The sequence below is a fragment of the Pseudomonas sp. TE4620 genome (genome assembly GCF_056279045.1).
This window is the reverse complement of sequence record NZ_JBWBQO010000001.1, coordinates 5,525,806-5,552,646: the sequence shown is the minus strand read 5'-3', so window position 1 is coordinate 5,552,646 and position 26,841 is coordinate 5,525,806. Positions and strand designations below refer to the sequence as shown.

25 protein-coding genes and 1 pseudogene are annotated in these 26,841 nt (G+C 63.7%); 10 read left to right on the top strand and 16 right to left on the bottom strand.

Annotation, left to right across the window (positions count from 1 at the left end; all coding sequences use genetic code 11):
• The first annotated feature begins 2 nt into the window (after window positions 1-2).
• From hisI to ACZ9A3_RS25725, 8 genes and pseudogenes are all read left to right on the top strand, one after another.
• Window positions 3-395, top strand: coding sequence for a phosphoribosyl-AMP cyclohydrolase (hisI, locus tag ACZ9A3_RS25760; protein WP_093376980.1), 393 nt, complete (start codon window positions 3-5; stop codon window positions 393-395).
• 1 nt (window position 396) lies between these two features.
• A complete protein-coding gene (locus ACZ9A3_RS25755; RefSeq protein ID WP_010222337.1) occupies window positions 397-732 on the top strand; it encodes a phosphoribosyl-ATP diphosphatase in 336 nt (111 codons plus the stop codon).
• 25 nt (window positions 733-757) lie between these two features.
• Window positions 758-1,027, top strand: coding sequence for a twin-arginine translocase TatA/TatE family subunit (locus tag ACZ9A3_RS25750; RefSeq protein WP_045193875.1), 270 nt, complete (start codon window positions 758-760; stop codon window positions 1,025-1,027).
• A 3-nt stretch (window positions 1,028-1,030) separates the two neighbouring features.
• On the top strand, window positions 1,031-1,414 hold the full coding sequence (gene tatB, locus ACZ9A3_RS25745) for a Sec-independent protein translocase protein TatB (RefSeq protein ID WP_045193877.1): 384 nt from the start codon (window positions 1,031-1,033) through the stop codon (window positions 1,412-1,414).
• Window positions 1,411-2,202 carry a twin-arginine translocase subunit TatC gene (tatC, locus tag ACZ9A3_RS25740; RefSeq protein ID WP_045193879.1) on the top strand — a complete coding sequence of 264 codons (792 nt, stop codon included), beginning with the start codon at window positions 1,411-1,413 and terminating at the stop codon, window positions 2,200-2,202. The genes tatB and tatC overlap by 4 nt, the downstream gene beginning before the upstream one ends.
• Window positions 2,199-2,906, top strand: coding sequence for a 16S rRNA (uracil(1498)-N(3))-methyltransferase (locus ACZ9A3_RS25735; protein ID WP_476253258.1), 708 nt, complete (start codon window positions 2,199-2,201; stop codon window positions 2,904-2,906). The genes tatC and ACZ9A3_RS25735 overlap by 4 nt, the downstream gene beginning before the upstream one ends.
• A 24-nt stretch (window positions 2,907-2,930) precedes the next feature.
• Window positions 2,931-4,046: pseudogene (locus tag ACZ9A3_RS25730) on the top strand (methyl-accepting chemotaxis protein); the annotation flags it as partial.
• On the top strand, window positions 4,029-4,901 hold the full coding sequence (locus ACZ9A3_RS25725) for a methyl-accepting chemotaxis protein (RefSeq protein WP_374045263.1): 873 nt from the start codon (window positions 4,029-4,031) through the stop codon (window positions 4,899-4,901). The pseudogene ACZ9A3_RS25730 and the gene ACZ9A3_RS25725, both read left to right, overlap by 18 nt.
• 63 nt (window positions 4,902-4,964) lie before the next feature.
• Here the strand turns inward: ACZ9A3_RS25725 and ACZ9A3_RS25720 are convergent, their stop codons facing one another.
• The 14 genes from ACZ9A3_RS25720 to hutC all read right to left on the bottom strand — a co-directional run bounded on the left by ACZ9A3_RS25720 (window position 4,965) and on the right by hutC (window position 22,297).
• Window positions 4,965-5,699, bottom strand: a complete 735-nt coding sequence (locus ACZ9A3_RS25720) for an amino acid ABC transporter ATP-binding protein (RefSeq protein WP_093387192.1) — start codon at window positions 5,697-5,699, stop codon at window positions 4,965-4,967.
• Window positions 5,692-6,654 (bottom strand): amino acid ABC transporter permease, encoded by a 963-nt coding sequence (locus ACZ9A3_RS25715; protein ID WP_045193883.1) that lies wholly within the window; start codon window positions 6,652-6,654, stop codon window positions 5,692-5,694. The genes ACZ9A3_RS25720 and ACZ9A3_RS25715 overlap by 8 nt, the downstream gene beginning before the upstream one ends.
• Window positions 6,655-6,730: 76 nt before the next feature.
• The gene (locus ACZ9A3_RS25710) at window positions 6,731-7,531 is read right to left on the bottom strand and encodes a transporter substrate-binding domain-containing protein (protein ID WP_176794300.1); all 801 of its coding nucleotides are present in this window, start codon (window positions 7,529-7,531) and stop codon (window positions 6,731-6,733) included.
• Between the two features lie 251 nt (window positions 7,532-7,782).
• Complete coding sequence (gene mdoH / locus ACZ9A3_RS25705; protein ID WP_045193885.1) at window positions 7,783-10,356, bottom strand: glucans biosynthesis glucosyltransferase MdoH; 2,574 nt, start codon at window positions 10,354-10,356, stop codon at window positions 7,783-7,785.
• Window positions 10,349-12,064 carry a glucan biosynthesis protein G gene (locus ACZ9A3_RS25700; RefSeq protein WP_258595970.1) on the bottom strand — a complete coding sequence of 572 codons (1,716 nt, stop codon included), beginning with the start codon at window positions 12,062-12,064 and terminating at the stop codon, window positions 10,349-10,351. The genes mdoH and ACZ9A3_RS25700 overlap by 8 nt, the downstream gene beginning before the upstream one ends.
• A 261-nt stretch (window positions 12,065-12,325) precedes the next feature.
• On the bottom strand, window positions 12,326-12,763 hold the full coding sequence (gene dtd, locus ACZ9A3_RS25695) for a D-aminoacyl-tRNA deacylase (protein WP_045193886.1): 438 nt from the start codon (window positions 12,761-12,763) through the stop codon (window positions 12,326-12,328).
• The gene (gene pip, locus ACZ9A3_RS25690; protein WP_045193887.1) at window positions 12,760-13,731 is read right to left on the bottom strand and encodes a prolyl aminopeptidase; all 972 of its coding nucleotides are present in this window, start codon (window positions 13,729-13,731) and stop codon (window positions 12,760-12,762) included. The genes dtd and pip overlap by 4 nt, the downstream gene beginning before the upstream one ends.
• Window positions 13,732-13,891: 160 nt before the next feature.
• Window positions 13,892-14,695 carry an N-formylglutamate deformylase gene (gene hutG / locus ACZ9A3_RS25685; protein WP_045193888.1) on the bottom strand — a complete coding sequence of 268 codons (804 nt, stop codon included), beginning with the start codon at window positions 14,693-14,695 and terminating at the stop codon, window positions 13,892-13,894.
• A 10-nt stretch (window positions 14,696-14,705) separates the two neighbouring features.
• Window positions 14,706-15,911 carry an imidazolonepropionase gene (hutI, locus tag ACZ9A3_RS25680; protein WP_258608991.1) on the bottom strand — a complete coding sequence of 402 codons (1,206 nt, stop codon included), beginning with the start codon at window positions 15,909-15,911 and terminating at the stop codon, window positions 14,706-14,708.
• Between the two features lie 15 nt (window positions 15,912-15,926).
• Window positions 15,927-17,330: an amino acid permease gene (locus ACZ9A3_RS25675; protein WP_093377005.1), complete on the bottom strand. Its 1,404-nt coding sequence runs from the start codon at window positions 17,328-17,330 to the stop codon at window positions 15,927-15,929.
• A gap of 112 nt (window positions 17,331-17,442) precedes the next feature.
• Window positions 17,443-18,975 carry a histidine ammonia-lyase gene (gene hutH / locus ACZ9A3_RS25670; RefSeq protein WP_045193891.1) on the bottom strand — a complete coding sequence of 511 codons (1,533 nt, stop codon included), beginning with the start codon at window positions 18,973-18,975 and terminating at the stop codon, window positions 17,443-17,445.
• Between the two features lie 67 nt (window positions 18,976-19,042).
• A complete protein-coding gene (hutU, locus tag ACZ9A3_RS25665) occupies window positions 19,043-20,722 on the bottom strand; it encodes a urocanate hydratase (protein WP_045193892.1) in 1,680 nt (559 codons plus the stop codon).
• Window positions 20,723-21,020: 298 nt separating this feature from the next.
• Window positions 21,021-21,590, bottom strand: coding sequence for a HutD/Ves family protein (locus ACZ9A3_RS25660; protein ID WP_093377014.1), 570 nt, complete (start codon window positions 21,588-21,590; stop codon window positions 21,021-21,023).
• On the bottom strand, window positions 21,587-22,297 hold the full coding sequence (hutC, locus tag ACZ9A3_RS25655; RefSeq protein ID WP_184959372.1) for a histidine utilization repressor: 711 nt from the start codon (window positions 22,295-22,297) through the stop codon (window positions 21,587-21,589). Before hutC ends, ACZ9A3_RS25660 begins: the two co-directional genes overlap by 4 nt.
• A 143-nt stretch (window positions 22,298-22,440) precedes the next feature.
• On the opposite strand from hutC, the gene ACZ9A3_RS25650 reads away from it, so the two are divergent.
• Complete coding sequence (locus ACZ9A3_RS25650; protein ID WP_476253257.1) at window positions 22,441-23,805, top strand: formimidoylglutamate deiminase; 1,365 nt, start codon at window positions 22,441-22,443, stop codon at window positions 23,803-23,805.
• 64 nt (window positions 23,806-23,869) lie between these two features.
• Here the strand turns inward: ACZ9A3_RS25650 and ACZ9A3_RS25645 are convergent, their stop codons facing one another.
• On the bottom strand, window positions 23,870-24,445 hold the full coding sequence (locus ACZ9A3_RS25645) for a lipocalin family protein (protein WP_045193896.1): 576 nt from the start codon (window positions 24,443-24,445) through the stop codon (window positions 23,870-23,872).
• On the bottom strand, window positions 24,442-24,696 hold the full coding sequence (locus ACZ9A3_RS25640) for an outer membrane protein assembly factor BamE (protein ID WP_213602683.1): 255 nt from the start codon (window positions 24,694-24,696) through the stop codon (window positions 24,442-24,444). Before ACZ9A3_RS25640 ends, ACZ9A3_RS25645 begins: the two co-directional genes overlap by 4 nt.
• Before the next feature lie 234 nt (window positions 24,697-24,930).
• On the opposite strand from ACZ9A3_RS25640, the gene ACZ9A3_RS25635 reads away from it, so the two are divergent.
• Window positions 24,931-26,823, top strand: coding sequence for a methyl-accepting chemotaxis protein (locus tag ACZ9A3_RS25635; protein ID WP_476253256.1), 1,893 nt, complete (start codon window positions 24,931-24,933; stop codon window positions 26,821-26,823).
• Window positions 26,824-26,841: the final 18 nt, after the last annotated feature.

Sequence of the window (26,841 nt, the reverse complement as noted above, 5' to 3'; positions counted from 1 at the left end):
AGATGAAAGACTGGCTGGACGAGATCAACTGGAACAGCGATGGCCTGGTACCGGCTATCGCCCAGGACCACAAGACCGGGCGCGTGCTGATGATGGCCTGGATGAACCGCGAATCGCTGGCGCTGACCGCCGCTGAGCAGCGGGCCATCTACTGGTCACGTTCGCGTGGCAAACTGTGGCGCAAGGGCGAAGAGTCCGGCCACGTGCAAAAACTGCACGAAATGCGCCTGGACTGCGACGCCGACGTGATCATCCTGATTGTGGAACAACTGGGTCATATCGCCTGCCATACCGGCCGCGAAAGCTGCTTCTACCGGGTCTTCGAGCACGGTGAGTGGAAGACCGTCGACCCCGTCCTCAAGGACCCGAATGCCATCTACAGCGCAGGACACTGACATGAGCGACACCCTGACCCGCCTGGCCGAAGTACTGGAAGCGCGCAAAGGCGCCGAGCCCGACAGCTCGTACGTGGCCAGCCTGTATCACAAGGGCCTGAACAAGATTCTGGAAAAGCTCGGCGAAGAGTCGGTCGAGACCATCATCGCCGCCAAGGACGCCGCCCACAGTGGCGACTGCAGCGATGTCATCTACGAGACCGCCGATCTGTGGTTCCATAGCCTGGTCATGCTCGCTCAACTGGGCCAGCACCCGCAGGCGGTGCTGGACGAACTGGACCGCCGCTTCGGCCTGTCCGGGCACGCCGAGAAAGCAGCGCGTCAGCCGTCGGCCTAACTGAATTATTTCGAGGGATTGCACCATGGGTATTTTTGACTGGAAACACTGGATCGTCCTGCTGGTCGTGGTGGTACTGGTGTTCGGTACCAAGAAGCTGAAGAACTTCGGCAGCGACCTGGGCGAGTCGATCAAGGGCTTCAAGAAAGCCATGAACGAAGAAGAGTCCAAGCCGGCCGAGCAGACGCCACCGCCAGTGCAACCGGTCCAGCCCCAGGCCGCTTCGCCGCTGAACCAGCCGCAGACCATCGACGGCCAGGCCCACAAGGTCGAAGAGCCGATCAGGAAAGATTGATCAATGTTCGGGATCAGCTTCAGCGAACTGTTGCTCGTGGGCCTGGTGGCCCTGCTGGTGCTCGGCCCCGAGCGCCTGCCGGGTGCCGCGCGCACCGCCGGGCTGTGGATCGGCCGGCTCAAGCGCAGCTTCAATGCGATCAAGCAGGAGGTCGAGCGCGAAATCGGCGCCGATGACATCCGTCGTCAGTTGCACAACGAGCACATCCTCTCCATGGAGCAGGAAGCGCGCAAGATCCTCAACCCCAACAGCGTCACGCCCGAGCCGCCGGCAACCCCGGCAGCCACCAGCGAAAGCGCCCCGGCGCCCGCCCCGGTCAGCAGCGAACCCACGCCGCCAGCCACCAGCGCGCCCACCGAACCGACACAGCCACCGCGAGCCCCATGAGCGATATTCCGGAAAACGACCAGCCGATGCCGCTGGTTTCGCACCTCACCGAGTTGCGTACACGCCTGCTGCGCTGCGTCGCGGCCATCTTCCTGATCTTCGCCGGGCTGTTTTCCTTCGCGCAGCAGATCTACACCCTGGTCTCGGCGCCATTGCGCGCGCACTTGCCGGCCAACGCGACGATGATCGCCACCGACGTCGCCTCGCCGTTCCTGACGCCGTTCAAGCTGACCATGATCGTTTCGCTGTTCCTGGCCATTCCGCTGATCCTGCAGCAGATCTGGGGCTTCATCGCGCCGGGCCTGTACCGCCATGAAAAGCGCATCGCCATTCCGTTGCTGGTGTCGAGCATCATCCTGTTCTACGCCGGCATGGCCTTCGCCTATTTCCTGGTGTTCCCGCTGATCTTCGGCTTCTTCGCCAGCGCCACCCCGGAAGGGGTGTCGATGATGACGGACATTTCCAGCTACCTGGATTTCGTCATGACCCTGTTCTTCGCCTTCGGCGTGGCCTTCGAGATCCCGGTGGCCGTAGTGCTGCTGGTGTGGATCGGCGTGGTCGACGTGAAGTACCTGAGAAAGATCCGCCCGTACGTGATCATCGGCTGCTTCGTGGTCGGCATGATCCTCACCCCGCCGGACATCTTCTCGCAGACCCTGCTGGCGGTGCCGATGTGGCTGCTGTTCGAGATCGGCGTGCTGTTTGGCGGGCTGATCCGCAAGCGCAGCGAGCATCCGCAAGACGCTGCCGACGACCATAACGACCAGCCGCCAGCGACCCAGCCGTGAACCTGCTGTTACTCGAAGAAGCCGATTTCATCGCGGCCGACCGTGTGGTGCTGGCTGACCGGCGCTTTACCCACATGCAGGAAATCCACCGTGTGGCAGTGGGCGACAGCCTGCGGGTCGGGCGTATCGGCGGGCTGATGGGCCAGGCCGAGGTGCTGCGCCTGGAAGGTCACGAGGCCGAGCTCAAGGTCAGTTTCGACCAGCCGCCTCCGGCCAAACTGCCGCTGACCCTGGTGCTGGCGCTGCCACGGCCGAAGATGCTCCGCCGGGTGTTCCAGACCGTTGCCACCATGGGCGTGCCGAAGGTCATCCTGGTCAACAGCTACCGGGTCGAAAAGAGCTTCTGGCAAACACCGTTCCTCGAACCCGAGGCGATCCGCGAACAGCTGATCCTCGGCCTTGAGCAGACCCGCGACACGGTGCTGCCCGAAGTCATCATCGAGAAGCGCTTCAAGCCGTTTGTCGAAGACCGCCTGCCAGCCATCAGCGAGGGCACCCTCGGCCTGGTTGGCCATCCTGGCCAGTACCCGCCGTGCCCACGCGGGTTGGACGAGCCCGTTACCCTGGCCATCGGCCCGGAAGGCGGCTGGATTCCCTACGAGATTGACCTGCTGGGCAAGGCTGGCCTTGCCCCGGTACAGCTTGGCGAACGCATCCTGCGCGTCGAGACCGCGGTCACCGCGCTATTGGCACGCTTGTTCTGACTTCAGTTTTGCCGCTCCAGGCCGATGCATTGGCACCAGAACAATAATCGCCTCTGCCGATCGCAATGGAGTCCCACCATGTACCGTTGGTTAGCCCAGCACCTGGGTAACGTGAGCGTCAATCTCAAACTCGGCATCGGCTTCGGCCTGGTCCTGTTGCTGACCCTGGCCATTACCCTGACCGGCTGGCAGGGCCTGAACGGCATTACCGAGCGTGGCGACACCCTGGGCGGCATCTCCCAGGTGCACCAGGCCACCCTGGAGCTGCGCATTGCCCGCCAGGGCTTCCAGCTCAAGGGCGACGAGGCTGCAGCGCAGGGCCTGAGCAACGCCCTGGCGGCGCTTGAACGCCAGCTGCAAGCGGTCGACCAACGTATTGTCCTGCCCGAGAACCGCCGCCGGATCGAGCAGCAGCACGACGCCGTGCGCCAGTACCACCAGGCCCTGACCAGTGCCGACAAAGCCGCCCAGCAGCGCGAAGCCGCTCGCGCCGTGCTCGGCAGCAGCGCCGACGAGGCCGCGGCGTTGATTGCCCAGGTCGAGCAACAACTGCTCGGCGGCAGCGATCTGAACCTGTTCAACAGCGTGGTCGGCGCCAGCAAACTGCTGCAACAGGCGCGCTTCCAGGTGCGTGGCTATACCTACAGCGGCAAGCCCGAGTTCCAGCAAACGGCGCTTGAAGCCATCGACCAGGCCACCTCGCAACTCAAGACCCTGGCCGAAGTCCTGCCGGCCAGCTACACCAGCAACTTCAACCAGGCCGCCCGCGCACTGGGCAACTACCGTGGCGCGGTGATCGAGTTCGGCAATGCGCAAAGCGCCTCCGAGCAGGCCGCGCAGCAAATGATCGTGCTCGGCCAGAGCCTGATCGAGCAAAGCCAGCAACTGACCACCACCCTTACCGGCCTGCGCGATGCCGAGTCGCAACATGCCAAGTCGATGCTGGCCCTGGCCACCGTGCTGGCCCTGTTGTTCGGCCTGCTGGCCGCCTGGGCGATTACCCGGCAGATCGTCATCCCCCTGCGCCAGACCCTCAACGCCGCCGACCGCGTCGCCAGTGGCGATCTGCGCCACGACCTCAAGGTCGATCGCCGTGACGAGCTGGGCCAATTACAGCGCAGCATGCAGCGCATGACTGTGAGCCTGCGCGAACTGATCGGTGGCATCGGCGACGGCGTCACCCAGATTGCCAGCGCCGCCGAAGAGCTGTCGGCAGTCACCGAGCAGACCAGCGCCGGGGTCAACAATCAAAAGGTCGAGACCGACCAGGTCGCCACCGCCATGAACGAAATGGCCGCCACTGTGCAGGAAGTCGCGCGCAACGCCGAGGAAGCCTCCGAGGCGGCGGTGATGGCCGACCAGCAGGCCCGCGAAGGCGATCGGGTGGTCGGCGAAGCCATCGCCCAGATCGAGCGCCTGGCCAGCGAGGTCAACCACTCCAGCGAAGCCATGGGCCAGCTCAAGGCCGAAAGCGACAAGATCGGCAGTGTGCTCGATGTGATCAAGTCGGTGGCCCAGCAGACCAACCTGCTGGCCCTCAACGCCGCCATCGAAGCTGCCCGCGCCGGTGAAGCCGGGCGTGGCTTTGCCGTGGTCGCCGATGAAGTGCGCAGCCTGGCCCAGCGCACCCAGCAGTCCACCGAAGAGATCGAACAGCTGATCGCCGGCCTGCAAAACGGCACCCAGCAGGTTGCCACGGTCATGGACGCCAGCCGCGGCCTGACCGACAGCAGCGTCGAGCTGACCCGCCGCGCCGGCACCTCGCTGGAAACCATCACCCGCACCGTGTCGTCGATCCAGGCGATGAACCAGCAGATCGCCGCTGCTGCCGAGCAGCAGAGCGCGGTGGCCGAAGAGATCAACCGGAGCGTGATGAATGTGCGCGACGTGTCGGACCAGACCTCGGCCGCCAGTGAAGAGACCGCGGCGTCGAGCGTCGAGCTGGCGCGGTTGGGGACGCATCTGCAGACGCTGGTCGGCAAGTTCCAGCTGTAGAAAGCATCGCGGGTCAAGCCCGCTCCCACATAAGTGGGAGCGGGCTTGACCCGCGATGAGGCCCTAGAGCACCTGACGCAAAAACGCCTGGGCGCGCAGGTCCTTGGGTGAAGTGAAGAACGCCTCCGGCGGCGAATCTTCCAGCAGCTTGCCGTGATCGAAGAACAGCACCCGATCCGCCACTTCCCGGGCGAAGCCCATTTCGTGGGTGACGCAGACCATGGTCATGCCTTCCAGGGCCAGGGTCTTCATCACATCGAGCACTTCGCCGACCATTTCCGGGTCGAGCGCCGAGGTCGGCTCATCGAACAGCATCACCTTGGGGTCCATGGCCAGGGCGCGGGCGATCGCCACCCGCTGTTGCTGACCACCGGACAAGCGTGATGGGTACTCGTTGGCCTTCTGGGCGATACCAACCTTATCCAGCAGCGCACGGGCCTTGGCTTCGCGCTCGGCCTTGCCGCGCTTGCGCACGACTTTTTGCGCCAGGCACAGGTTCTCCAGCACGGTCATGTGCGGGAACAGGTTGAAATGCTGGAACACCATACCGACTTCGCGGCGGTAGGCGTTGACGTCGGTCTTCGGGTCGGCCAACTGCAGGCCGTCGATGGCCACGGTGCCTTCATCGAACGACTCCAGGCCGTTCAGGCAGCGCAGGAAGGTCGACTTGCCCGAACCCGAAGGGCCGAGCACTACCAGCACTTCGCCCTTGGCCACGTCGGTGCTGACGTGATCGACCGCGCGCACCACCTGCCCACGGGTGTCGAAGACTTTTACCAGGTCACGGACTTCAATCACTTTGCGCAAGCCTCCGCTCAAGCCGGCTGGCCATGTGCGACAGCGGCAGGTTGATCAACAGGTACAGGCCGGCGACGCAGAACCAGATCTCGAAGGTCGAGAACGAAGTGGTGATCGCCTCGCGACCGCTTTTGGTCAGTTCGGTGATGGCGATCACCGAGACCAGCGAGGTGTCCTTGACCAGGCTGATGAACTGCCCGGCCAGCGGCGGCAGCACGCGCTTGAAGGCTTGCGGCAGCACCACATGACGCATCGACTGGCCAGCGCTCAGGCCCAGCGAACGGGCCGCTTCACCCTGGCCCCTGGCAATCGACTGCACCCCGGCACGGACGATCTCGGCGACGTAGGCGCCGGTAAACAGCGCCAGCGCCGCCACCCCGGCAAACTCCCGGGACAGGTTGAGCACGGTGCCGATGAAGAAGTAGAAGATGAAGATCTGCACCAGCAGCGGCGTGCCGCGCACCAGCTCGACATAGACCGTCGACAGGTCGCGCAATGTCGGGTTGTTCGACAGCCGGCAGAGCCCGGCAAACAGTCCGATCAACAGCCCCAGCACACCGGAGGCGACCGAGATCCACACCGTGGTCCACAGGCCCCAGGCCAGCGGGCCCGCGGCCCAGTGATGGGTAACGCCGATCAGGTCGCCTTCGGCCACATCGTCGCCGCGCGACAGCTGTACGCTGGCCTGCTCGACCTCGAAGACCTGCTCGCCACCGCTCTCGTCACGTACGGTGACGCTGGCCATGTCGCCCTTGCTGACGATGGCTTCGATGGTGCCGTTTTCACTCACGCGCTGGGCGACTTCGGCCTGGTAGGCGAAATACTGCGGCACCCGGTTCCAGCGCCACTCGTAGGACATCAGCGAGGTCGCGTAATACAGGCTGATCGCCAGGCCGATCAGGACCAGCGCGGTCAGCCCGTGCCAGGGCCACTGGGCTTTGTTGTGTTTGATCACGAGGGTACTTCCGTAAAAGCGAACGCGCAGGACCAGCCTGCGCGTCGGGTTTCAAGCCAGGCGTGGGGCCTTGGCCTTATTCCATGTCCTTGAGCCAGGCGGTGTCCTTGAACCACTTGTCGTGGATTCGATCGTAGGTACCGTCGTGCTTGATCTGGTGCAGGAAGTTGTTGATGAAGTTGAGGCTGTCGTAGTCGCCCTTCTTCAGGCCGAAGGCCAGCGGTTCGAAGGTGAACGGCTTGTCGAGGAACAGCAGCTTGCCAGCGCCGGCCTTGTTCACCGCCACGACGTTGTACGGCGCGTCATAGACGAAGGCGTCGGCCTTGCCGTTGACCACGTCCATCACCGCTTCCTGCTCGTTGTCGTAGCCGTGGTACTTGGCTTTGCCGATCAGCTTCTTGGCGACCATTTCGCCGGTGGTGCCGAGCTTGGAGGTCAGGCGGTACTTGTCGTTGTTCAGGTCTTTGTAGGACTTGATCTCGTCTGCCAGTTCCTTGCGGATCAGCAGGGTCTGGCCGACCACGATGAAGGGTTCGCTGAAGTTCAGCTTGAGGTTGCGTTCCTGGGTCAGGGTCATGCCGCTGCCGATCATGTCGAACTTGTCGGTCATCAGCGCCGGGATGATGCCGTCATAGGCGGTGGAAACCATCTCCAGCTTGACGCCCATGGACTTGGCCATGGCCTTGAGGATATCGACCTCGAAGCCGATGATCTCGCCGCGCTTGTTGGTCATCTGGAACGGCATGTAGGTAGGGTCCATGCCGACACGCAGGGTGCCGCGCTTGACCGCGTCATCGATGGCACCAGCCGCCTGCGCGGCACTTACCGCAACCAGCGCCGTGACGCCGACCAGCAGCATCGACAGATACTTCTTAATCATCACCAGATCCCCTAGCAGGAAAGCTCGAATTTTATTTTTGGCGCGAACCGTCCTACAGCGACGGGTGCGAGATATTCGGGGTGGGATGCTAACGCATGAACGGCACGGTACATATAGCCGAAGATGACTTTGTTACGCATTGATACCAGAAAAAGCATCGCCGGCAACACCGGCTCCCCCAAGGTCAGTTGTGCATACAACCCTGTGAGAGCCGGCGTTGCCGGCGATTGCTTGAGCCTGTCAGACGATCAGGCGCTGGCCATCGAAGGCTGCGCCGCAGGCTCTGGATGCAGCGGCAGCAGCGGCGAGTGCGGATCGTTGGCGATCGACTGGCGCCAGACGCCCAGCCAGGCCTCGTTCTGCCCATCCCAGACTGCTGTGTGCAGGCGCGCCAGGGCGACCGGGTCGCTGAGCAGGGCCAGGCGGGTGTTGCCGTCCAGGCCGTTCGGGCCGACCTCCAGGGCCTTGGCGATACGCTCGGCACGCAGTGCCTCGATCGGCGCCGCGACACCGTGGCGAGCGGTGGCCAGGGCACAAGCCAGGGCGTTCTGCTGCGGATCGACCACGGCACGCACGAAACCGTCGTGCATGGCATGCCAGCGGTTCTCGTGGGTGTACTGGTCGGTGGCCAGCAGCTCCTGCGGCGTGGCGTATTCCTCAGGAATCAGGAACAGGCTTTCGTCCTTGGCACGCAGGCCCAGGTGCACGCGGCTGGAGATCACCGAGACCGGGATCGACAGCATCAGCGAACCGACGATCGGCACCAGCCACCACAAAAAGCTCGGGTTGAGCCAGGCCACCAGCAGCGCCCAGGCCACGCCCAGCAGGGTTTGCGGACCATGGCGGCGTACCGCTTCGCTCCAAGGAGTGGAGTCGTCGTCACGCTGCGGCGAGTTCCAGGTCGCGGCCCAGCCGAGGAACGCGGCGAGCACGAAGCGGGTGTGGAAAATCATCCGCACCGGCGCCAGGAGCATGGAGAAGAGCATCTCCAGCAGCATCGACACGGTGACCTTGAAGCGCCCGCCGAACTCTTTCGCGCCCTTGGCCCAGATCAGGATGACGCTGAGCAGCTTGGGCAGGAACAGCAGCACGATGGTGGTGGAGAACAGCGCGATGGCTTTCTCCGGGTGCCACTGCGGCCACAACGGGTAGAGCTGGCGCGGTTCGAGGAAGTACTGCGGCTCCATCAGGGTGTTGGTCGCCAGCAACGCGGTCGACAACACCAGGAAGAAGAACCACAACGGCGCCGACAGGTACGACATCACCCCGGTGAGGAACACCGCACGGTGTACAGGGTGCATGCCCTTGACCAAGAACAGGCGGAAGTTCATCAGGTTGCCGTGACACCAGCGCCGGTCGCGCTTGAGCTCATCGAGCAGGTTCGGCGGCAGTTCTTCGTAGCTGCCCGGCAGGTCGTAGGCAATCCACACGCCCCAACCGGCACGACGCATCAACGCCGCTTCAACGAAGTCGTGGGAGAGGATCGCACCGGCAAACGCGCCCTTGCCCGGCAATGGCGCCAGGGCGCAGTGCTCGATGAAGGGTTTCATGCGGATGATCGCGTTGTGGCCCCAATAGTGCGACTCGCCAAGCTGCCAGAAGTGCAGGCCAGCAGTGAACAGCGGGCCGTAGACGCGGGTGGCGAACTGCTGCATGCGCGCATACAGGGTGTCCATGCCCGAGGCTTTCGGCGCGGTCTGGATGATCCCGGCGTCCGGATTGGCCTCCATCAGGCGCACCAGGCTGGTCAGGCATTCGCCGCTCATCACGCTGTCGGCATCGAGTACGACCATGTAGCGGTAGTCGCCGCCCCAGCGCCGGCAGAAGTCGTCGAGGTTGCCGCTCTTGCGTTTGACCCGGCGACGCCGGCGACGGTAGAAGATCCGCCCGAAACCCTTGGACTCGCGGCAGACTTCCAGCCAGGCCTGTTGCTCGGCCACGGCGATGTCGGTGTCGTTGGTGTCGCTGAGCACGAAGAAGTCGAAACGGTCGAGGTCACCGGTGGCGGCCACCGACTCGAAGGTCGCCCGCAGGCCGGCGAACACCCGTGGCACGTCTTCGTTGCAGATCGGCATGACGATCGCGGTGCGGGCACCGGCCTCGATCGGCTCATTGCCGGCACTGCTGCCGGAGATGCGGTATTTGTCCCGCCCGGTGAGCAGCTCGAGGAAGCCCATCAGCGCGGTCCAGAAACCCGCCGAGACCCAGCAGAAGAGGATCCCGAAGAGAATCAGGATGCTGGTCTGCAGGGCATACGGCCAGACTTGCGTGGCGGTTTGCAGCAGCGGCTGGTGCATGACCTCGTCGAGGTCGACGAACGACCAGCCCTGGTACGGCAGGATGCCCTTCATGTACCAACCGGCGACGATGGTCTGGCCGAGCATCAGCGCCAGCAGGATGTAGCGGCGCATCGAACCGACCCAGCGCCAGCGTGCCTTGGGCAGCTCGCGTTTTTCCGGGGCCGGGGCGTTGGTGCGGCCGGTCAGGCGGCGCCAGGCGCGGATCAGGATGTTGGTCCGCCACGGCTCGGGGATGACCCGGGTGCGCCGGATCGGCGGCGTGGCCTTCAGGCACACCCGGCCGCTGCCGTCCACCGCGAGCATCTCGGCGTCTTGCAGCTCTTCGGCGCAGGTCACGTGCAGGCGCTCGCCCACCGAGGCCTGGACGGCCTCGGCAGCGTCGGCGCCCGGCTGGGCAGACAGGCGTTGATGCAGCTCGCTGAACGAGGAGCAGCGGGCGAGTTCCGCGCGCTGCTCGTCGCTCAGGGGCAGGTGGGCCAGGTATTCGCTGAGCGATTCTGGCCGGGTATGGGCATTACTCATCGGCAGGCAACTGATAGCTCCAGGTCTCGGTCAGCACCTGTTCGGTGGTGGCCGGTGCCCCGGTGGTGGAGGCCGCGTCGGCGGCAGGTTGCTCGGCAGGCTTGTCGGCCTTGGCGTGTTTGGCCGCGGCTTTGTCCTGCTTGCTTGGTTTGGCAGGCTTGGCCGGCTCGACCGGAACGTCACGCAGCAGGGCGGCGCGCATTTCCACGGACTTGCCCGGATCCTTGATCTTCAACCGCAGGGTCAGGCGCCAGCCCTTGATGTCCGGGTTGTAGCGCAGGTTGTTCTCGACCACTTCGGCATTGTCGCCAACGCTGACCTGGCTGCGCACGGCGGTGTCTTCCGGCAGTTTAGCCAATACCGGGCCTTCGAAGTCGACCAGGAAGGCCACGCTGCCATCGGGCTGACGGATCAGGTTGGACTGCTTGACGTCACCGGTCGAGCGCAGGGTCTGCTTGACCCAGCCCAGGTTCGGCGAATGCAGGTTGGACTCGTCGATGGTCCAGTGCAGGCGGTAGGCGTATTCGAACGGGGTACCTGGCTCCGGCAGTTTCTCCGGGCTCCAGAAAGCCACGATGTTGTCGTTGGTTTCGTCGGCAGTCGGGATCTCGACCAGATCGACGGTACCCTTGCCCCAGTCACCGACCGGCTCGATCCAGGCACTTGGACGCTTCTGGTAGTTGTCGTCGAGGTCTTCGAACTGGCTGAACTCGCGCTGGCGTTGCAGCAGGCCGAAACCACGCGGGTTCTCGACGCTGAAGTTGCTTACGGCCAGGTGTTTCGGGTTGTTCAGTGGGCGCCACAGCCACTCGCCGTTGCCGGCATGGATCGACAGGCCTTCGGAGTCGTGCAGGGCCGGACGGTAATTGAGTACCTTGGACGGCTGGTTGCCGCCGAACAGGAACATGCTGGTCAGCGGGGCGATGCCCAGGCGGCTGACGTGGTCACGCAGGAACACCTTGGACTGCACGTCGACAATGGTGTCGCTGCCCGGACGCAGGGTCAGGCGGTAGGCACCGGTGGAACGCGGCGAATCGAGCAGCGCGTAGATCACCAGTTGTTTGTCGGCAGGTTTCGGGCGCTCGACCCAGAACTCGGTGAAGCGCGGGAACTCTTCACCCGACGGCAGCGCGGTGTCGATCGCCAGGCCACGGGCCGACAGGCCATACACATGGCCCTTTCCGACCACGCGGAAATAGCTGGCGCCCAGCAGGGTCATGATTTCATCCTGCTTGTCGGCCTTGTTGATCGGGTAGAGCACGCGGAAACCCGCGTACCCCAGCTTCTCGGTGGCCTTGGCGTCGAACTGCAGGTCGCCGAAATCGAAACGGCTCGGGTCGTACTTGATCTCTTTCACCGCCTTGGTGGTGATTTCGTTGATCTTGACCGGCGTGTCGAAATGCATGCCCTGGTGGTAGAAGGACAGCTTGAACGGCGTCTTGTCCTTGGCCCACTCGGCTTTTTCGTTGAGGAAGCGGATTTTCTGGTAGTCCGCGTACTTCATGTCACGGAACACCGCCGGCAGATTGCTTTTCGGCGCTTCGTACTTTTGTCCGGCAAGATCCTTCGCCTTGGCCGCGACATCGTCAAGGTTGAACGCCCAGAGCTGGCCTGCGCCGAGCAGGCTTACCAGCGTTGCGCCTGCCAACAGCGCCGTGCGCAGCCGATTGCCAGGAGTTCTTGGTGCATTACAGGGACTTACAATCACGAGCAACCCTCGCCGAAAACAGATCATAAAACCAACGGCCAGCGACATATGCCAGGTTGGCGAGCACTGTTCGGACTCCGAAAGGGCGCAATGATTCCCCAAACGGTTCCGGACAGTCTCAAGTCAGAGTGAAACGAACCCACGAACGCAGGCCCACATGGCGCGCGATTATCCAGCAGGCTGCGTTACAACGCATCAGGCTGATCAAACTATTTATGCTACAAAACCCCTTGTTTTCCCGCAAACAGGGGTTTTTTGCCATCAGATTTGTAACATAAATGTTACGGGGCCATCATTGACCAGGTGCACTTGCATGTCAGCACCGAACTGACCACTGGCAACCGTTGCATGTTGCGCCTGCGCCTGGGCCAGCAAATAGTCGAAAAGCTCGGCCCCTAGCGCTGGCGGCGCAGCCGTCGAAAAGCTCGGGCGCAGGCCGCTCTGGGTATCGGCGGCCAGGGTGAACTGCGACACCAGCAGCAGGCCGCCGCCGATATCCTTGAGCGACAGGTTCATCTTGCCCTGTGGGTCGCTGAACACCCGGTAGTTGAGCAGCTTGTGCAGCAGCTTGTCGGCATGGCCGCGGGTATCGCCCGGCTCGACCGCGACCAGCACCAGCAGGCCCTGGTCGATCGCGCCAACGGTTTTGCCCTCGACATCCACCCGCGCGCCACGCACGCGTTGCAGCAAGCCCTTCATGCTTCTTCCAGGGGCAGGTCGAGCAGGCGCCGGGCCATCTGGTCGGCGGCGCGCACCAGGGCGTCGGTGATGCCGGGCTCCGAGGCAGCGTGGCCAGCGTCGCGAATCACCTTAAGCTCACTGTTCGGCCAGGCCTGGTGCAGCTCCCAAGCGTTGTCCAGCGGGCAGATCACGTCGTAGCGACCATGCACGATCACCGCCGGCAGGTGGGCGATCTTCGGCATGTCGCGGATCAACTGGTCCGGTTCAAGGAAGGCATTGTTGGTGAAGTAGTGGCACTCGATGCGGGCGATCGACAGCGCGCGCTGTGGCTCGGAGAAGCGATCGACCACCAGCGGGTTGGGCCGCAGGGTCGCGGTGCGCCCTTCCCAGGTCGACCAGGCCTTGGCTGCGTGCATCTGGGCGATCTGGTCGTTGCCGGTGAGGCGCTTGTGGAAAGCCTTGACCAGGTCGCCGCGCTCTTCGGCCGGAATCGGCGCGATGTAGTCCTGCCAGTAATCGGGAAACAGGCGGCTGGCGCCGGCCTGGTAGAACCACTCGATCTCTTGCGGGCGGCACAGGAAGATGCCACGCAAAATCAGCCCATGCACGCGCTCGGGGTGGGTCTGGGCGTAGGCCAGGGCCAGGGTCGAGCCCCACGAGCCGCCGAACAGCACCCACTTGTCGATCCCCAGGTGCTTGCGGATGCGCTCCAGGTCTTCGACCAGGTGCCAGGTGGTGTTGTTTTCCAGGCTGGCATGCGGGGTCGAACGGCCGCAGCCGCGCTGGTCGAAGGTGATGATGCGGTACAGATTGGGGTCGAAGTAGCAGCGGCTCTGGGCATCGCAGCCGGCACCCGGGCCACCATGGATGAACACCACCGGCAGACCTTCCGGCGAACCGCTTTCATCGACATACAGCACATGCGGTGCTTCCACGGCCAGATCGTGCCGGGCGTAGGGTTTGATCTGCGGGTACAAGGTCTGCATTACGCACTCCGTGTGGAAATTATTCTGCCGTTGGGCATCATAAACCTGAATTGCGCTTTGAGCATGTACCTGTGATGGCTTTGGGGCCTCATCGCGGGGCAAGCCCGCTCCAACGAGAACTGTGGGAGCGGGCTTGCCCCGCGATGCAGGCGCCGCGCAATCAGCGTGAATAGCGCTCCTTGCCCCACGCCAGCAAGGTCTGGAGCAACTGCTTCAACACCACCTGGGTCGGCGCCGCCAGGTCCTCGCGGTACTTGAACGGCTCGACCTCTTCCATGTAGGTGCTCTGCGCCAGCTCCAGCTGCACTGCATGAATGTTGTTGGCCGGGTCGCCATAGTGGCGGGTGATATGCCCACCCTTGAAGCGGCCATTGAGCACATGACTGTACTGCTCAAATTTTGCACAAACACCTTGCAGCCGTTCGGCCAGTTGCGGATCACAACTGGCGCCATTGAAGGTGCCGAGGTTGAAGTCCGGCAGCTTGCCGTCGAACAGGTGCGGGATGTGTGAACGAATCGAGTGGGCATCCCACAGCAAGGCATAGCCGAACTGCTCGCGCAGGCGCGCCAGCTCGCTGCGAATGGTGTCGTGGTAAGGCCGCCAGATGGCTTCCAGGTACCCCGCCCGCTCCTGTGCCGACGGCGCCTGGCCGTCCTTGAACAACGGCTCGCCCTCAAACAGCGTGGCCGGGTACAGGCCGGTGGTGGCGCCAACGTACAGCGGCTTGTCGTCGTCCGGGCGGTTCAGGTCGATGACGAAACGCGAGTACTCGGCGGCGACCACGCTCACGCCCAGGCCTTGGGCAAACTCATATAGCTGCGGAATGTGCCAGTCGGTGTCCGGCAAGCTTTGCGCCTGCCCGACCAGGCCGTCCTGCACCGCTGGGGTCAGCTTCAAACCGGCGTGGGGCATGCTGATCAGCAGCGGCAGCGTGCCCTGGTGAAATTTCAGTACCTTGTCCATACGCCCTCTCTCAATTGGAAATTTCATGGCCCAGGCGCACCACCCGCTTGGGCAGGTCGCCGCCGAGCCAGTAGGCCAGGTCGGCCGGTCGCTCGATCTGCCAGGCGACAAAGTCGGCAACCTTGCCCACTTCCAGTGAACCGTGGCTGTCGCCCAGCCCCAAAGCGGTTGCCGCATGCAGGGTGACACCGGCCAGGGCTTCTTCCGGGGTCATGCGGAACAAGGTACAGGCCATGTTCAGCATCAGCCGCAGCGACAGCGCCGGCGAAGTGCCGGGGTTGAGGTCGCTGGCAATGGCAATTTTCACCCCATGCTTGCGCAGCGCGTCCATCGGTGGCAACTGGGTTTCGCGCAGAAAGTAGAACGCACCGGGCAGCAGTACCGCCACGGTCCCGGCCGCCGCCATGGCGATGGCGTCGTCTTCGGTCATGAATTCCAGGTGATCGGCCGACAGCGCCTGGTAGCGTGCCGCCAGGCTCGAGCCTGCCAGCGACGACAGTTGCTCGGCATGCAGCTTGACCGGCAGGCCCAGTTCGCGAGCCTTGATGAACACCCGCTCGACCTGGGCCGGCGAAAACGCCAGGTACTCGCAGAAGGCATCCACTGCATCCACCAAACCCTCGGCCGCCAGGGCCGGGAGCATTTCGTCACAGATATGGCTGATGTAGTCGTCAGCCCGATCCTTGTATTCCGGTGGCAAGGCGTGGGCTGCCAGGCAGGTGCTGCGCACGGTGAGCGGCAGCTCCTCGCCAAGGCGGCGGATAACCTTGAGCAGCTTGCGCTCGCTGGCCAGGTCAAGGCCGTAGCCGGACTTGATCTCCAGGGTGGTGACGCCATCATGCATCAGCGCCTGCACGCGCTGGCGGGCACTGGCGAACAGCTCGTCTTCGCTGGCCGCGCGGGTCGCCCGCACGGTACTGGCGATGCCGCCGCCCTGGGCGGCGATCTCGGCATAGCTGACGCCTTGCAGGCGCTGCTCGAACTCGCCGCTGCGGTTGCCGCCAAACACCGCGTGGGTGTGGCAGTCGATCAACCCCGGAGTGACCCAGGCGCCGCCCAGGTCCACGGTTCTGTCAGCGACCAGGGCCGGCAGCTGCTGGCGCGGCCCGATCCATTCGATATGGCCGGCGCTGGTGACGATCGCCGCATCCTCGATGATCGAGTAAGTACCTTGCGCCATGCTTGCCACATGGCAATGCTGCCAGAGGGTTTTCATCCAGAGTCTCCTTGATCAGAGTTGAGAAGGTTCCTGCACCAGCGGCTGCTCGGCGGCAACCACCTGCGGCTTGCACCAGAGCTTGTAGGCCACCACCAGGAACAATACCCAGACCACGCCGACCAGCAGCGCGGCTTGAGTATCAGGGAAGTACCCGAGTACGCCAAAGACGAACAGCATGAAGGCAATCGCTGCCGCCGGGCCATAAGGCCAGAACGGTACCGGGAATTTCAGCTGGGCAACTTCTTCACGGCTCATGCTGCGGCGCATGGCAACCTGGGTCACCAGGATCATCAGCCACACCCAGACGGTCGCGAAGGTGGCGATCGAGGCAATCAGCAGGAACACGTTTTCTGGGATCAAGTAGTTGAGCACCACACCGCCGAGCAACGCTGCGCCCATGACCAGCACGGTCATCCATGGCACGCCATGCCGGGAGATCTTGGCAAAGCCTTTGGGCGCCTGACCTTGCTGGGCCAGGCCGTACATCATGCGCCCGGCGCCGAAAATGTCGCTGTTGATCGCCGAGACCGCGGCGGAAATCACCACGATGTTCAGCACGGTCGCCGCCGAGCCAATCCCCAGGTTACTGAAGATCTGCACGAACGGGCTGCCCTGGCTGCCGATTTGCGGCCATGGGTACAGGCACATCAACACGAACAACGTCAGCACATAGAACAGCAGGATGCGCATCGGCACGGCGTTGATTGCCTTGGGGATAACGCGCTGCGGGTCCTTGGCTTCACCGGCGGTGATGCCGATGATTTCGATACCGCCAAAGGCAAACATCACCACGGCAAACGAGGCGATCAGGCCACCAATGCCGTTGGGCATGAAGCCGCCATGCTCGAACAGGTTGCTGATGCCCACGGCGTTATCGGCAGCGGCATTGCTCAGGCCGAAGGCCATGATGCCGAAACCGGCGAGGATCATCGCGACGATGGCGCCGACCTTGAGCAGCGACAGCCAGAACTCCATCTCGCCGAACACCTTGACGTTGCACAGGTTCAGGCCGCCGATCAGGAAGACGATGCCCAGCACCCAGATCCAGCGCGCCACTTCCGGAAACCAGAAGCCCATATAGATGCCGAAGGCGGTGACGTCGGCGAGGCAGACGATGATCATTTCAAAGGCATAGGTCCAGCCGAGGATAAACCCCGACATCGGCCCCAGGTAGGTACTGGCGTAGTGGCCGAAGGAGCCGGACACCGGGTTGTGCACGGCCATTTCGCCCAGCGCGCGCATGACCATGAAGACCGCTGCACCACCGATCAGGTAGGCCAGCAGTACTGCAGGGCCGGCCATCTGGATGGCCGAGGCGGAGCCGTAGAACAGCCCGGTACCGATCGCCGAGCCCAGCGCCATGAAACGAATGTGTCGCGCGGTCAGCCCGCGCTTGAGTCCTTGAGCTTCTTGCATGTCACGTCCTTATTCTTGTTCTGGTCGTGAGAATGAACGGGCGCGCCAATCCCGGCGCAAGCCCGCCCCCAATGAGGGAGCGGGCTTGCCCCGCGAAGGGCCCCGGGAGCAATTACAGGCTAGGCAGGACCTTGGCCGGCAGCAGGCCGGTCAGGCGCCCTTCGGCCAGCAGGGCGATGGCCGCCTCGATGTCCGGGGCGAAGAAGCGGTCTTTGTCGTAGTAAGCAACTTTGCTGCGCAGGGTTTGACGCGCCTGTTCCAGCTTCGGCGAGGTCTTCAGGCCTTCACGCAGGTCCAGGCCCTGGCAGGCAGCCAGCCATTCGATGGCAAGGATACCGCGCACGTTGTCGCTCATTTCCCACAGGCGCTTGCCGGCAGCCGGGGCCATCGACACGTGGTCTTCCTGGTTGGCAGACGTTGGCAGGCTGTCGACGCTGTGCGGGTGCGCCAGGGCCTTGTTCTCGCTGGCCAGGGCCGCGGCGGTAACCTGGGCGATCATGAAGCCGGAGTTGACCCCGCCATTGGCAACCAGGAACGGCGGCAGCTGGGACATGTGCTTGTCCATCATCAGCGAGATGCGGCGCTCGCTCAGCGAACCGATTTCGGCGATGGCCAGGGCCATGTTGTCGGCGGCCATGGCCACCGGCTCCGCGTGGAAGTTACCACCGGAGATCACGTCGCCTTCGGCGGCAAATACCAGCGGGTTGTCGGACACGGCGTTGGCTTCGATCACCAGCACTTCGGCGGCCTGGCGGAACTGGGTCAGGCAGGCGCCCATGACCTGTGGCTGGCAACGCAGCGAGTACGGGTCCTGGACTTTGCCGCAGTTCTCGTGAGAGGCGGAAACTTCGCTGCCATCACCCAGCAGGTCGCGGTAGCACGCGGCTGCATCGATCTGGCCGCGCTGGCCACGGGCTTCGTGGATGCGCGCATCGAACGGCGAACGCGAACCCAGCACGGCTTCGACGGTCAGGCCACCGACCGACATGGCCGCGGCGAACAGGTCTTCACCTTCGAACAGGCCGCGCAGGGCAAAGGCGGTGGAGGCCTGAGTGCCATTGAGCAGTGCCAGGCCTTCTTTGGCCGCCAGGGTCAGCGGCTCAAGGCCAGCAACCGCCAGGGCTTCGGTGGCCGACAGCCATTGGCCGTTGTGACGCGCCTTGCCTTCACCCAACAGTACCAGCGACATGTGCGCCAGCGGGGCGAGGTCGCCGGACGCGCCGACCGAACCCTTGAGCGGGATGTGCGGATAGACTTCGGCGTTGATCAGCGCGATCAGGGCGTTGATCACCTTGCGGCGGATGCCGGAGAAACCACGGCTCAGGCTGTTGACCTTGAGCACCATGATCAGGCGCACCAGGGCGTCGTCGATCGGTTGGCCGACGCCAGCGGCGTGGGACAGCACCAGCGAACGCTGGAGGTTTTCCAGGTCGTGGCTGGCGATACGGGTCGAGGCCAGCAGGCCGAAACCGGTGTTGATGCCGTAGGCGGTGCGGTTTTCCGCGAGAATCTGCTCGACGCAGGCGACGCTGGCGTCGATCTGCTGGTCAGCGCTGGAATCCAGCTTGAGTTTTACCGGCTGCTGGTAGATCGCACGCAGCTGAGCCAGGGTCAGGGTGCCAGGCTTCAGGGTCAATTCAGTCACGTTAATGCTCCGTACTCGTGAGGCGTAGGCGCCTGCATAGATATCAGTATCAACCATTTAGTGCAGATCAGCGCGTGATCATCGGCAGGTTCAAGCCTTGTTCCTTGGCGCAGTCGATGGCGATCTGATAACCGGCATCGGCGTGACGCATGACACCGGTAGCCGGGTCGTTGGTCAGTACCCGGGCGATCCGCTCGGCAGCTTCGTCGGTACCGTCGCAGACGATGACCATGCCCGAGTGCTGGGAGAAGCCCATGCCTACGCCACCACCGTGGTGCAGGGACACCCAGGTCGCACCGCTGGCGGTGTTGAGCAGGGCGTTGAGCAGCGGCCAGTCGGAGACGGCGTCGGAGCCATCCTGCATCGATTCGGTTTCACGGTTGGGGCTGGATACCGAGCCGGAGTCCAGGTGGTCGCGGCCGATAACGATCGGCGCCGACAACTCGCCGCGGCGGACCATTTCGTTGAACGCCAGGCCCAGCTTGGCGCGCTGGCCCAGACCAACCCAGCAGATACGCGCCGGCAGGCCCTGGAAGCTGATGCGCTCGCGAGCCATGTCCAGCCAGTTGTGCAGGTGGTCGTCGTCCGGGATCAGTTCCTTGACCTTGGCGTCGGTCTTGTAGATGTCTTCGGCATTACCCGACAGCGCCGCCCAGCGGAACGGACCGATACCACGGCAGAACAGCGGACGAATGTAGGCCGGTACGAAGCCCGGGAAGTCGAAAGCATTGGCAACGCCCTCTTCCTTGGCCATTTGACGGATGTTGTTACCGTAGTCGAAAGTCGGCACGCCCTGCTTCTGAAACTCGAGCATGGCTTGAACGTGGACAGCCATCGATTGCTTGGCGGCCTTGACCACCGCAGCCGGTTCGGTCTGCGCACGGTCGCGGTATTGCTCCCAGGTCCAGCCGGCTGGCAGGTAGCCGTTGAGCGGGTCGTGGGCGCTGGTCTGGTCGGTGACCATGTCCGGGCGCACGCCACGCTTGATCAGTTCAGGCAGGATTTCGGCGGCGTTGCCCAGCAGGGCAATGGAGATGGCCTTGCCTTCGGCGGTGTATTTGGCGATGCGCGCCAGGGCGTCGTCCAGGTCCTTGGCTTGCTCGTCGACATAACGGCTGCTCAGGCGGAAGTCGATGCGGCTCTGCTGGCATTCGATGTTCAGCGAGCAGGCGCCGGCCAGGGTCGCCGCCAGTGGCTGGGCGCCGCCCATGCCGCCCAGGCCCGCGGTCAGTACCCACTTGCCCTTGAGGCTGCCGTTGTAGTGCTGGCGGCCGGCTTCGACGAAGGTTTCGTAGGTGCCCTGGACGATGCCCTGGCTGCCGATGTAGATCCAGCTGCCGGCGGTCATCTGGCCGTACATGGCCAGGCCCTTGGCATCCAGTTCGTTAAAGTGTTCCCAGTTGGCCCAGTGCGGTACCAGGTTGGAGTTGGCGATCAGTACGCGCGGGGCGTTGCTGTGGGTCTTGAACACGCCGACCGGCTTGCCCGACTGCACCAGCAGGGTTTCGTCGTCGTTCAGGTTGGTCAGGCTCTCGACGATCTTGTCGTAGCACTCCCAGTTACGCGCGGCACGGCCAATACCGCCGTACACCACCAGCTCTTTCGGGTTCTCGGCGACTTCCGGGTCGAGGTTGTTCATCAGCATGCGCAACGGTGCTTCAGTCAGCCAGCTTTTGGCGGTCAGCTTGTTGCCGCGCGCTGCGCGGATTTCGACGTCACGGAATTTCTTGAAGTTGTTGTCAGTCACGGAAATGGCTCCTAAGCGATCGGTCCAGAGCAACCCAGGCATTGGGTGGGTCATGGCACTTATACAAACACATCTTTACTTGTATGTACAAGCATAGGCAATTGAAGTGCCAACTCCTGATCAGTGCGCTTTTCCCGGCGCCAACGCAGGTGCTAGAGCCCCGCGATGCGCGGGCTGTGGCGAATTAAAATTTTTTCCAGGAGATGAGCGGTCAAGCCAAGGGGATCAGTGGCGTTGCACCACTTTGGGTCAATCGGTAACAGCCTCGGCCGCGCTGAACGGCCGAGGCGTAACACACTCAGCGCGGGCTGAGCTCGATCAGGCAGCAGCGCCCCTGAATGTTCAAGGTCTGCAGGCCCTGACTCGCCTCCAGGTGCAAGCAGTCATAGCGCCCAAGCAGCTGCACACCGCTGTCCAGCGTCACCTCGACCTGGGAAGCCACGGCAAACAGCAGCACGGTCGTGGCCGAACTGAACAGCCGCTGGCTGCCATCGAGCCACTGCAGGCGCGCGTTGTAGCGCTCGGGAGAATAGATCAGGTTGAAATCGCGAATTGCACCACCGAGCAGCGTGCAACTGACCTGGCTCTGGCCGCTGAAGGCAAAGGCGTCGAACGGCAGCAACGGCCGCGTCGGCTGGCCATCGACCTGCAGGCGCATGCCCTCGCCCTCGAGCACGGTGATGATCCGCTGATACCCGGCAAAGCTGGAAAAGCCACCGGACTCGCTGATATCGGCAATCGACAGGCGCCAGCCGAAGCCGTCCAGGCCGACGCCGGCATCGCGGGCAATCTCTTCGGTGCTGCCGCCGCCGTTCTTCCATGGCATGCGGGGGTAGTCTTTGGCGCGTAATACCTGCAACTGGCTCATTTGCTGAAGCGTCCTTCCAAGCGATGACGGGATCCGGGATGAATCAGACGAGCGGCAGTCACTGGCTGACGCCCCGACCAGGTGCGGCGGCGGATCAGCAGGCACGGCTCGCCCGGTTCGATTTGCAGCAGGCGGCATTCATCCGGGTCGGCAAGAATCGCCTCGACCACGTGTTCGCCCTCGGTCAAGGGTGCGACCTGGGACAGGTAGGCGTAGGGCGTTTGCCGGGTGAAGTCCTGCTGGAGGTATTCGGGCGCTACCGCAGCATTAACGAAGCGGTCTTCGATCTGCACGGCGACGCCGTTCTCGTAATGCACGATCAGCGAGTGGAACACCCGCTGGCCTTCACGCATGTCCAGGGCCAGGGCGCGCTCGGAACCGGCGGCCTCTTCGGCGAGGATGATCACCTGGCAGCTGTGCTCGTGGCCACGGGCGGCGATCTCGTCGGCAATGTTGTTGACCTCGAACAGCGCCGAACGGCTCTTGGGCTCGGCCACAAAGGTGCCGACGCCCTGCATGCGCACCAGCAAACCTTCGGCGGTGAGCTCGCGCAAGGCGCGGTTGATGGTCATGCGGCTGAAGCCCAACTGGTTGACCAGTTCGCTCTCGGACGGCACCCGGTGATGCGGCGGCCAGCTGCCATTCTGGATCTGCTGGGCGATCATCTGTTTGACCCGGGCGTACAGCGGCGCCGGACCCTCGCCCATCTGGGCAACCAGCGCGGAGACAGGAGGTGTCGGCACGGAAGATATCCTTGTTCGGTTGAATGAACGGTAGCTTGCCGGAGTTTACCCAGCAGGCAAACGTCTGTATATGTATATACAAATAATCACAATGAGGTGCCGTGCCGATGTCCGTCTTCTTTGCCGAACGTGCTTTGCTGCCTACAGGCTGGGCCGAAAACGTCCGAATCGAGGTCGGCGCCGACGGCCTGCTGACCCGCATCGAGGCCAACGCCTCGGCCGAAGGCGCCGAGCACCTGGCCGGCCCGCTGCTGCCGGGCATGCCCAACCTGCACTCGCACGCCTTCCAGCGCGCCATGGCTGGGCTTGCGGAAGTGGCCGGCAACCCCGATGACAGCTTCTGGACCTGGCGCGAGCTGATGTATCGCCTGGTCGGCAAGATCAGCCCTGAGAAGCTGCAGGTCATTGCCCGCCAGCTGTACATCGAGATGCTCAAGGCCGGCTATACCTCGGTCGCCGAATTCCACTACGTTCACCACGACACCCAGGGCCAGGCCTACGCCGACCCGGCGGAGCTGTCGCTGCGCATCAGCGCTGCGGCGCGCGCCAGCGGCATCGGCCTGACCCTGCTGCCGGTGCTGTACAGCCACTCCGGCTTTGGCGGGCAAGCACCGAACGAAGGCCAGCGGCGCTTTATCAACAGCACCGAACAGTACCTGAACCTGCAGGCACGCCTGGCACCGCTGCTCGCCGAGCAGCCGGCGCAGGCCCTGGGCCTGTGTTTCCATTCGTTGCGCGCGGTGACTCCGGAGCAGATCGCCGAGGTCATGGCTGCCAGCGACAAGGCCTGTCCGGTGCACATCCATATCGCCGAGCAACAGAAAGAAGTTGACGACTGCCTGGCCTGGAGCGGGCGCCGGCCGTTGCAGTGGCTCTACGAGAACACCGAAGTAAATCAGCGCTGGTGCCTGGTGCACGCCACCCATGCCGAGCCCGACGAAGTCGAGTTGATGGCCCGCAGCGGCGCGGTCGCCGGCTTGTGCCTGACCACCGAGGCGAACCTGGGCGACGGCATCTTCCCGGCCGTGGATTACCTGGCCTGCGGCGGGCGCCTGGGGATTGGTTCGGACAGCCATGTGTCATTGAGCGTGGTAGAGGAATTGCGCTGGCTGGAATATGGCCAGCGTTTGCGTGACCAGCGCCGTAACCGCCTGTACCGCGGCGATCAGCCGATGGTCGGGCGCACCCTGTACGACGCCGCCCTGAGTGGCGGCGCCCAGGCCATGGGCCAGCCGATTGGCGAACTGGCGGTGGGCAAGCGCGCGGACTGGCTGGTGCTCGATGGCAACGACCCGTACCTGGCGACAGCCAGTGAAGACGGCATTCTCAACCGCTGGCTGTTTGCCGGCGGTGACCGTCAGGTGCGCGATGTGATGGTCAACGGCCAGTGGGTCGTGCGCCAGGGTCGCCATGCCCAGGAAGAAGACAGCGCACGGGAATTTGCCGGGGTGCTGCGCAGCCTGTTGGGCTGATTACGCCATCGCGGGGCGAGCCCGCTCCTACACTGTCGGAGTTGGCTTGCCAGCGATTTGGGTATCAAGGCTTGTGCGCCGCCATGTCCTTGTCCGTTACCCGCCAGATCAGCCGCTGGGTGTCGTAGCCTTGCTGGCGCGCCTTGGCCAGCAGGCTTTCGCGCTGCAACGCCGGAATGGTCGGGGTGCGCGAAAGTATCCACAGGTACTTGCGATCCGGATTGCCGACCAGCGCGGTCTGGTACTTGTCGTCGACGTAAAGGATCCAGTAGTTGCCCTTGGCGACCCCAGGCAGCAAGGTCGAGAACCAGTTGTCGAACTCCACCCAGAGCTTGTCGGTCTTGCCCGGCACCTGCGCAGTGGCCGTGCCGCTGGCCTCCTGCCATTCACCTTGCAGGGTCTGACAGCGGTTGAGCACCCCGACATTACCGTCCGGCTTGAGGTTGTAATGAGCCTCGGACTGGGCGCAGTCGCGCTGGAAGAACATCGGCAGCCGCGCCAGTTCATACCACTTGCCCTGGTAGCGCTTGAGGTCGACGCTGCCGGCAGTCTTGGGCTCCAGCGAGCCTGCGCCGGTGCTGGCACAGCCGCCGAGGATCAACCCGGCGCACAGCGCCAGCAGCAGATGCAACCGCTTCATTTGAGGCCCTGCCCGGAATACATCAGCACTTTGTCACCGGCGTACTGGACACTGATAAAGGTCTTCTGGTCGCCCCAGGTGCAGCTGGACATGCCCAGGGCGCCCGAGCAATCGGTCGGCGCGCCGAGCAGTTTTTCGACCTCGGCCTTGGCCATCCCGGACTTGAGCTGTGAATAGTTTTCCTGGTTGATCTTGTTGCACGCAGTGAGGAACACGCACAAGGACAGCAGGGCGAGGGAACGCAACGACATGAAGGGTCACTCCTGGACATGAGGGTGCAGGCGCGGTGGCCTACCGACAGCTTAGAAGGGAAAAAGCTCATCCGGTTCCCGAGCGCCCAGGTTTTGTTGGCGTCAAAGCCCCGCCATTGGTCGACTGGTGAGTTCTGCGATTAATCTTTTGCCCATAACGGACGACACAGGAAGGCGCTGCGACCGATTGCCGCGCCCCACCCGTTGACCCGCCTTGTGCAGACAGACCTCGCAATGACAAAAAACCTGAAGTTCAGCCACAAGATTCTGCTCGCCGCCGCCCTGGTGGTCGCTGTCGCCTTCACCTGTTTCATCCTGTTCAACGATTACCGCCAGCGCCAGACCCTGCGCAGCAACACCGAAGCCTCGATGCAGGAGCTCGGCAGCCTGACCAGCAGCAATATCCAGACCTGGCTGCAAAGCCGCATGCAGCTGCTGCAGTCGCTGTCCCAGCAAGTCGCCATCGATGGCGCCAGCAAGGACAGCCTGACCCGCAGCCTGAGCTTGCCGGTGTACGGCAGCAATTTTTTGCTGACCTACTTCGGTGGCCAGGACGGCTACATGCAGTCGGTGCCGCTGGGCAATCGCGCAGCCGACTACGACCCGCGGGTGCGCGGCTGGTACAAGGCCGCCACCAGCGCCGGCCAGACCATCATTACCGAGCCGTACATTTCCGCTTCGGCCAACAAGCTGGTGATCACCCTGGCCACCCCGGTGCAGCACCAGGGCCGGCTGATCGGCGTCAACGGCGTCGACACCGATCTGGATAGCATCAGCGCGATCATCAACGCGCTGAACTTCGACGGCCACGGCCAGGCCTTCATCGTCAACGGCGCGGGCAAGATCCTCGTCCACCCGAAAGCCGACCTGGTGCTGAAGGACCTCAGCGACGCCTACCCGCAAGACACCCCGCAGGTCGGCAGCGGCCTGAAAGAAGCCGAGCTCAACGGCCACAAGCAGTTCATCACCTTCACCAAGGTCAACGGCGTGGCGTCGGCGGACTGGTACGTGGCGCTGGAGCTCGACCAGGATTTCGCCTTCGCCATGCTCAGCGAACTGCGCACTTCTGCAGTGGTGGCCACGGTGATTGCCGTGCTGATCATCATCGCCCTGCTCGGCGTGCTGATTCGTGTGCTGATGGAGCCGCTGCACGTGATGGGCCGGGCCATGCACGACATCGCCGAAGGCGAAGGCGACCTGACCCGGCGCCTGCGCATTCATGGCCAGGACGAATTCGGTAGCCTCGGCCAATCGTTCAACCGTTTTGTCGAGCGTATTCACGAGTCGATCCGCGAAGTGGCCTCGGCCACCGGCCAGGTCAACGAAGTGGCGCTGCGCGTGGTCAGTGCCTCGAACGCCTCGATCCACAATGCCGACCAGCAGTCGAGCCGCACCAGCAGCGTCGCTGCGGCGATCAACCAGCTCGGCGCCGCTGCCCAGGAAATCGCCCAGAACGCCGCCCTCGCCTCGCAACATTCCAGCGACGCGCGCAACCTGGCAGCGCAGGGCCAGCAGGTGGTCGAGCAGACCATCGAAGTGATGAACCAACTGTCGGCGAAAATCAGCGACTCGTGCGGCAACATCGAGACGCTCAATGCCAACACGGTGAACATCGGCCAGATTCTCGAGGTGATCAGCGGCATTTCCCAGCAGACCAACCTGCTGGCGCTCAACGCCGCCATCGAAGCGGCCCGTGCCGGCGAGGCCGGACGCGGCTTTGCCGTGGTGGCCGACGAAGTCCGCAACCTCGCCCACCGCACCCAGGATTCGGCGCAGCAGGTTAAGCGCATCATCGAAGAGCTGCAGGCTGGTGCTCAGGTGGCGGTCAGCACCATGACCGAAAGCCAGAGCCACAGCCAGCACAGCGTCGGCATCGCCAACCAGGCCGGCGAGCGGCTGGGCAGCGTAACCCTGCGTATCGGCGAGATCGACGGCATGAACCAGTCGGTAGCCACCGCCACCGAAGAGCAGACGGCCGTGGTCGAGTCGATCAATGTCGACATCACCGAAATCAATACGCTGAATCAGGAAGGGGTAGAGAACCTGCAGGCAACCTTGCGCGCCTGCAATGACCTGGAGAATCAGGCCAATCGTTTGAAGCAGCTGGTGGGGAGTTTCAGGATCTGACGTGAAGCTGATCGCGGG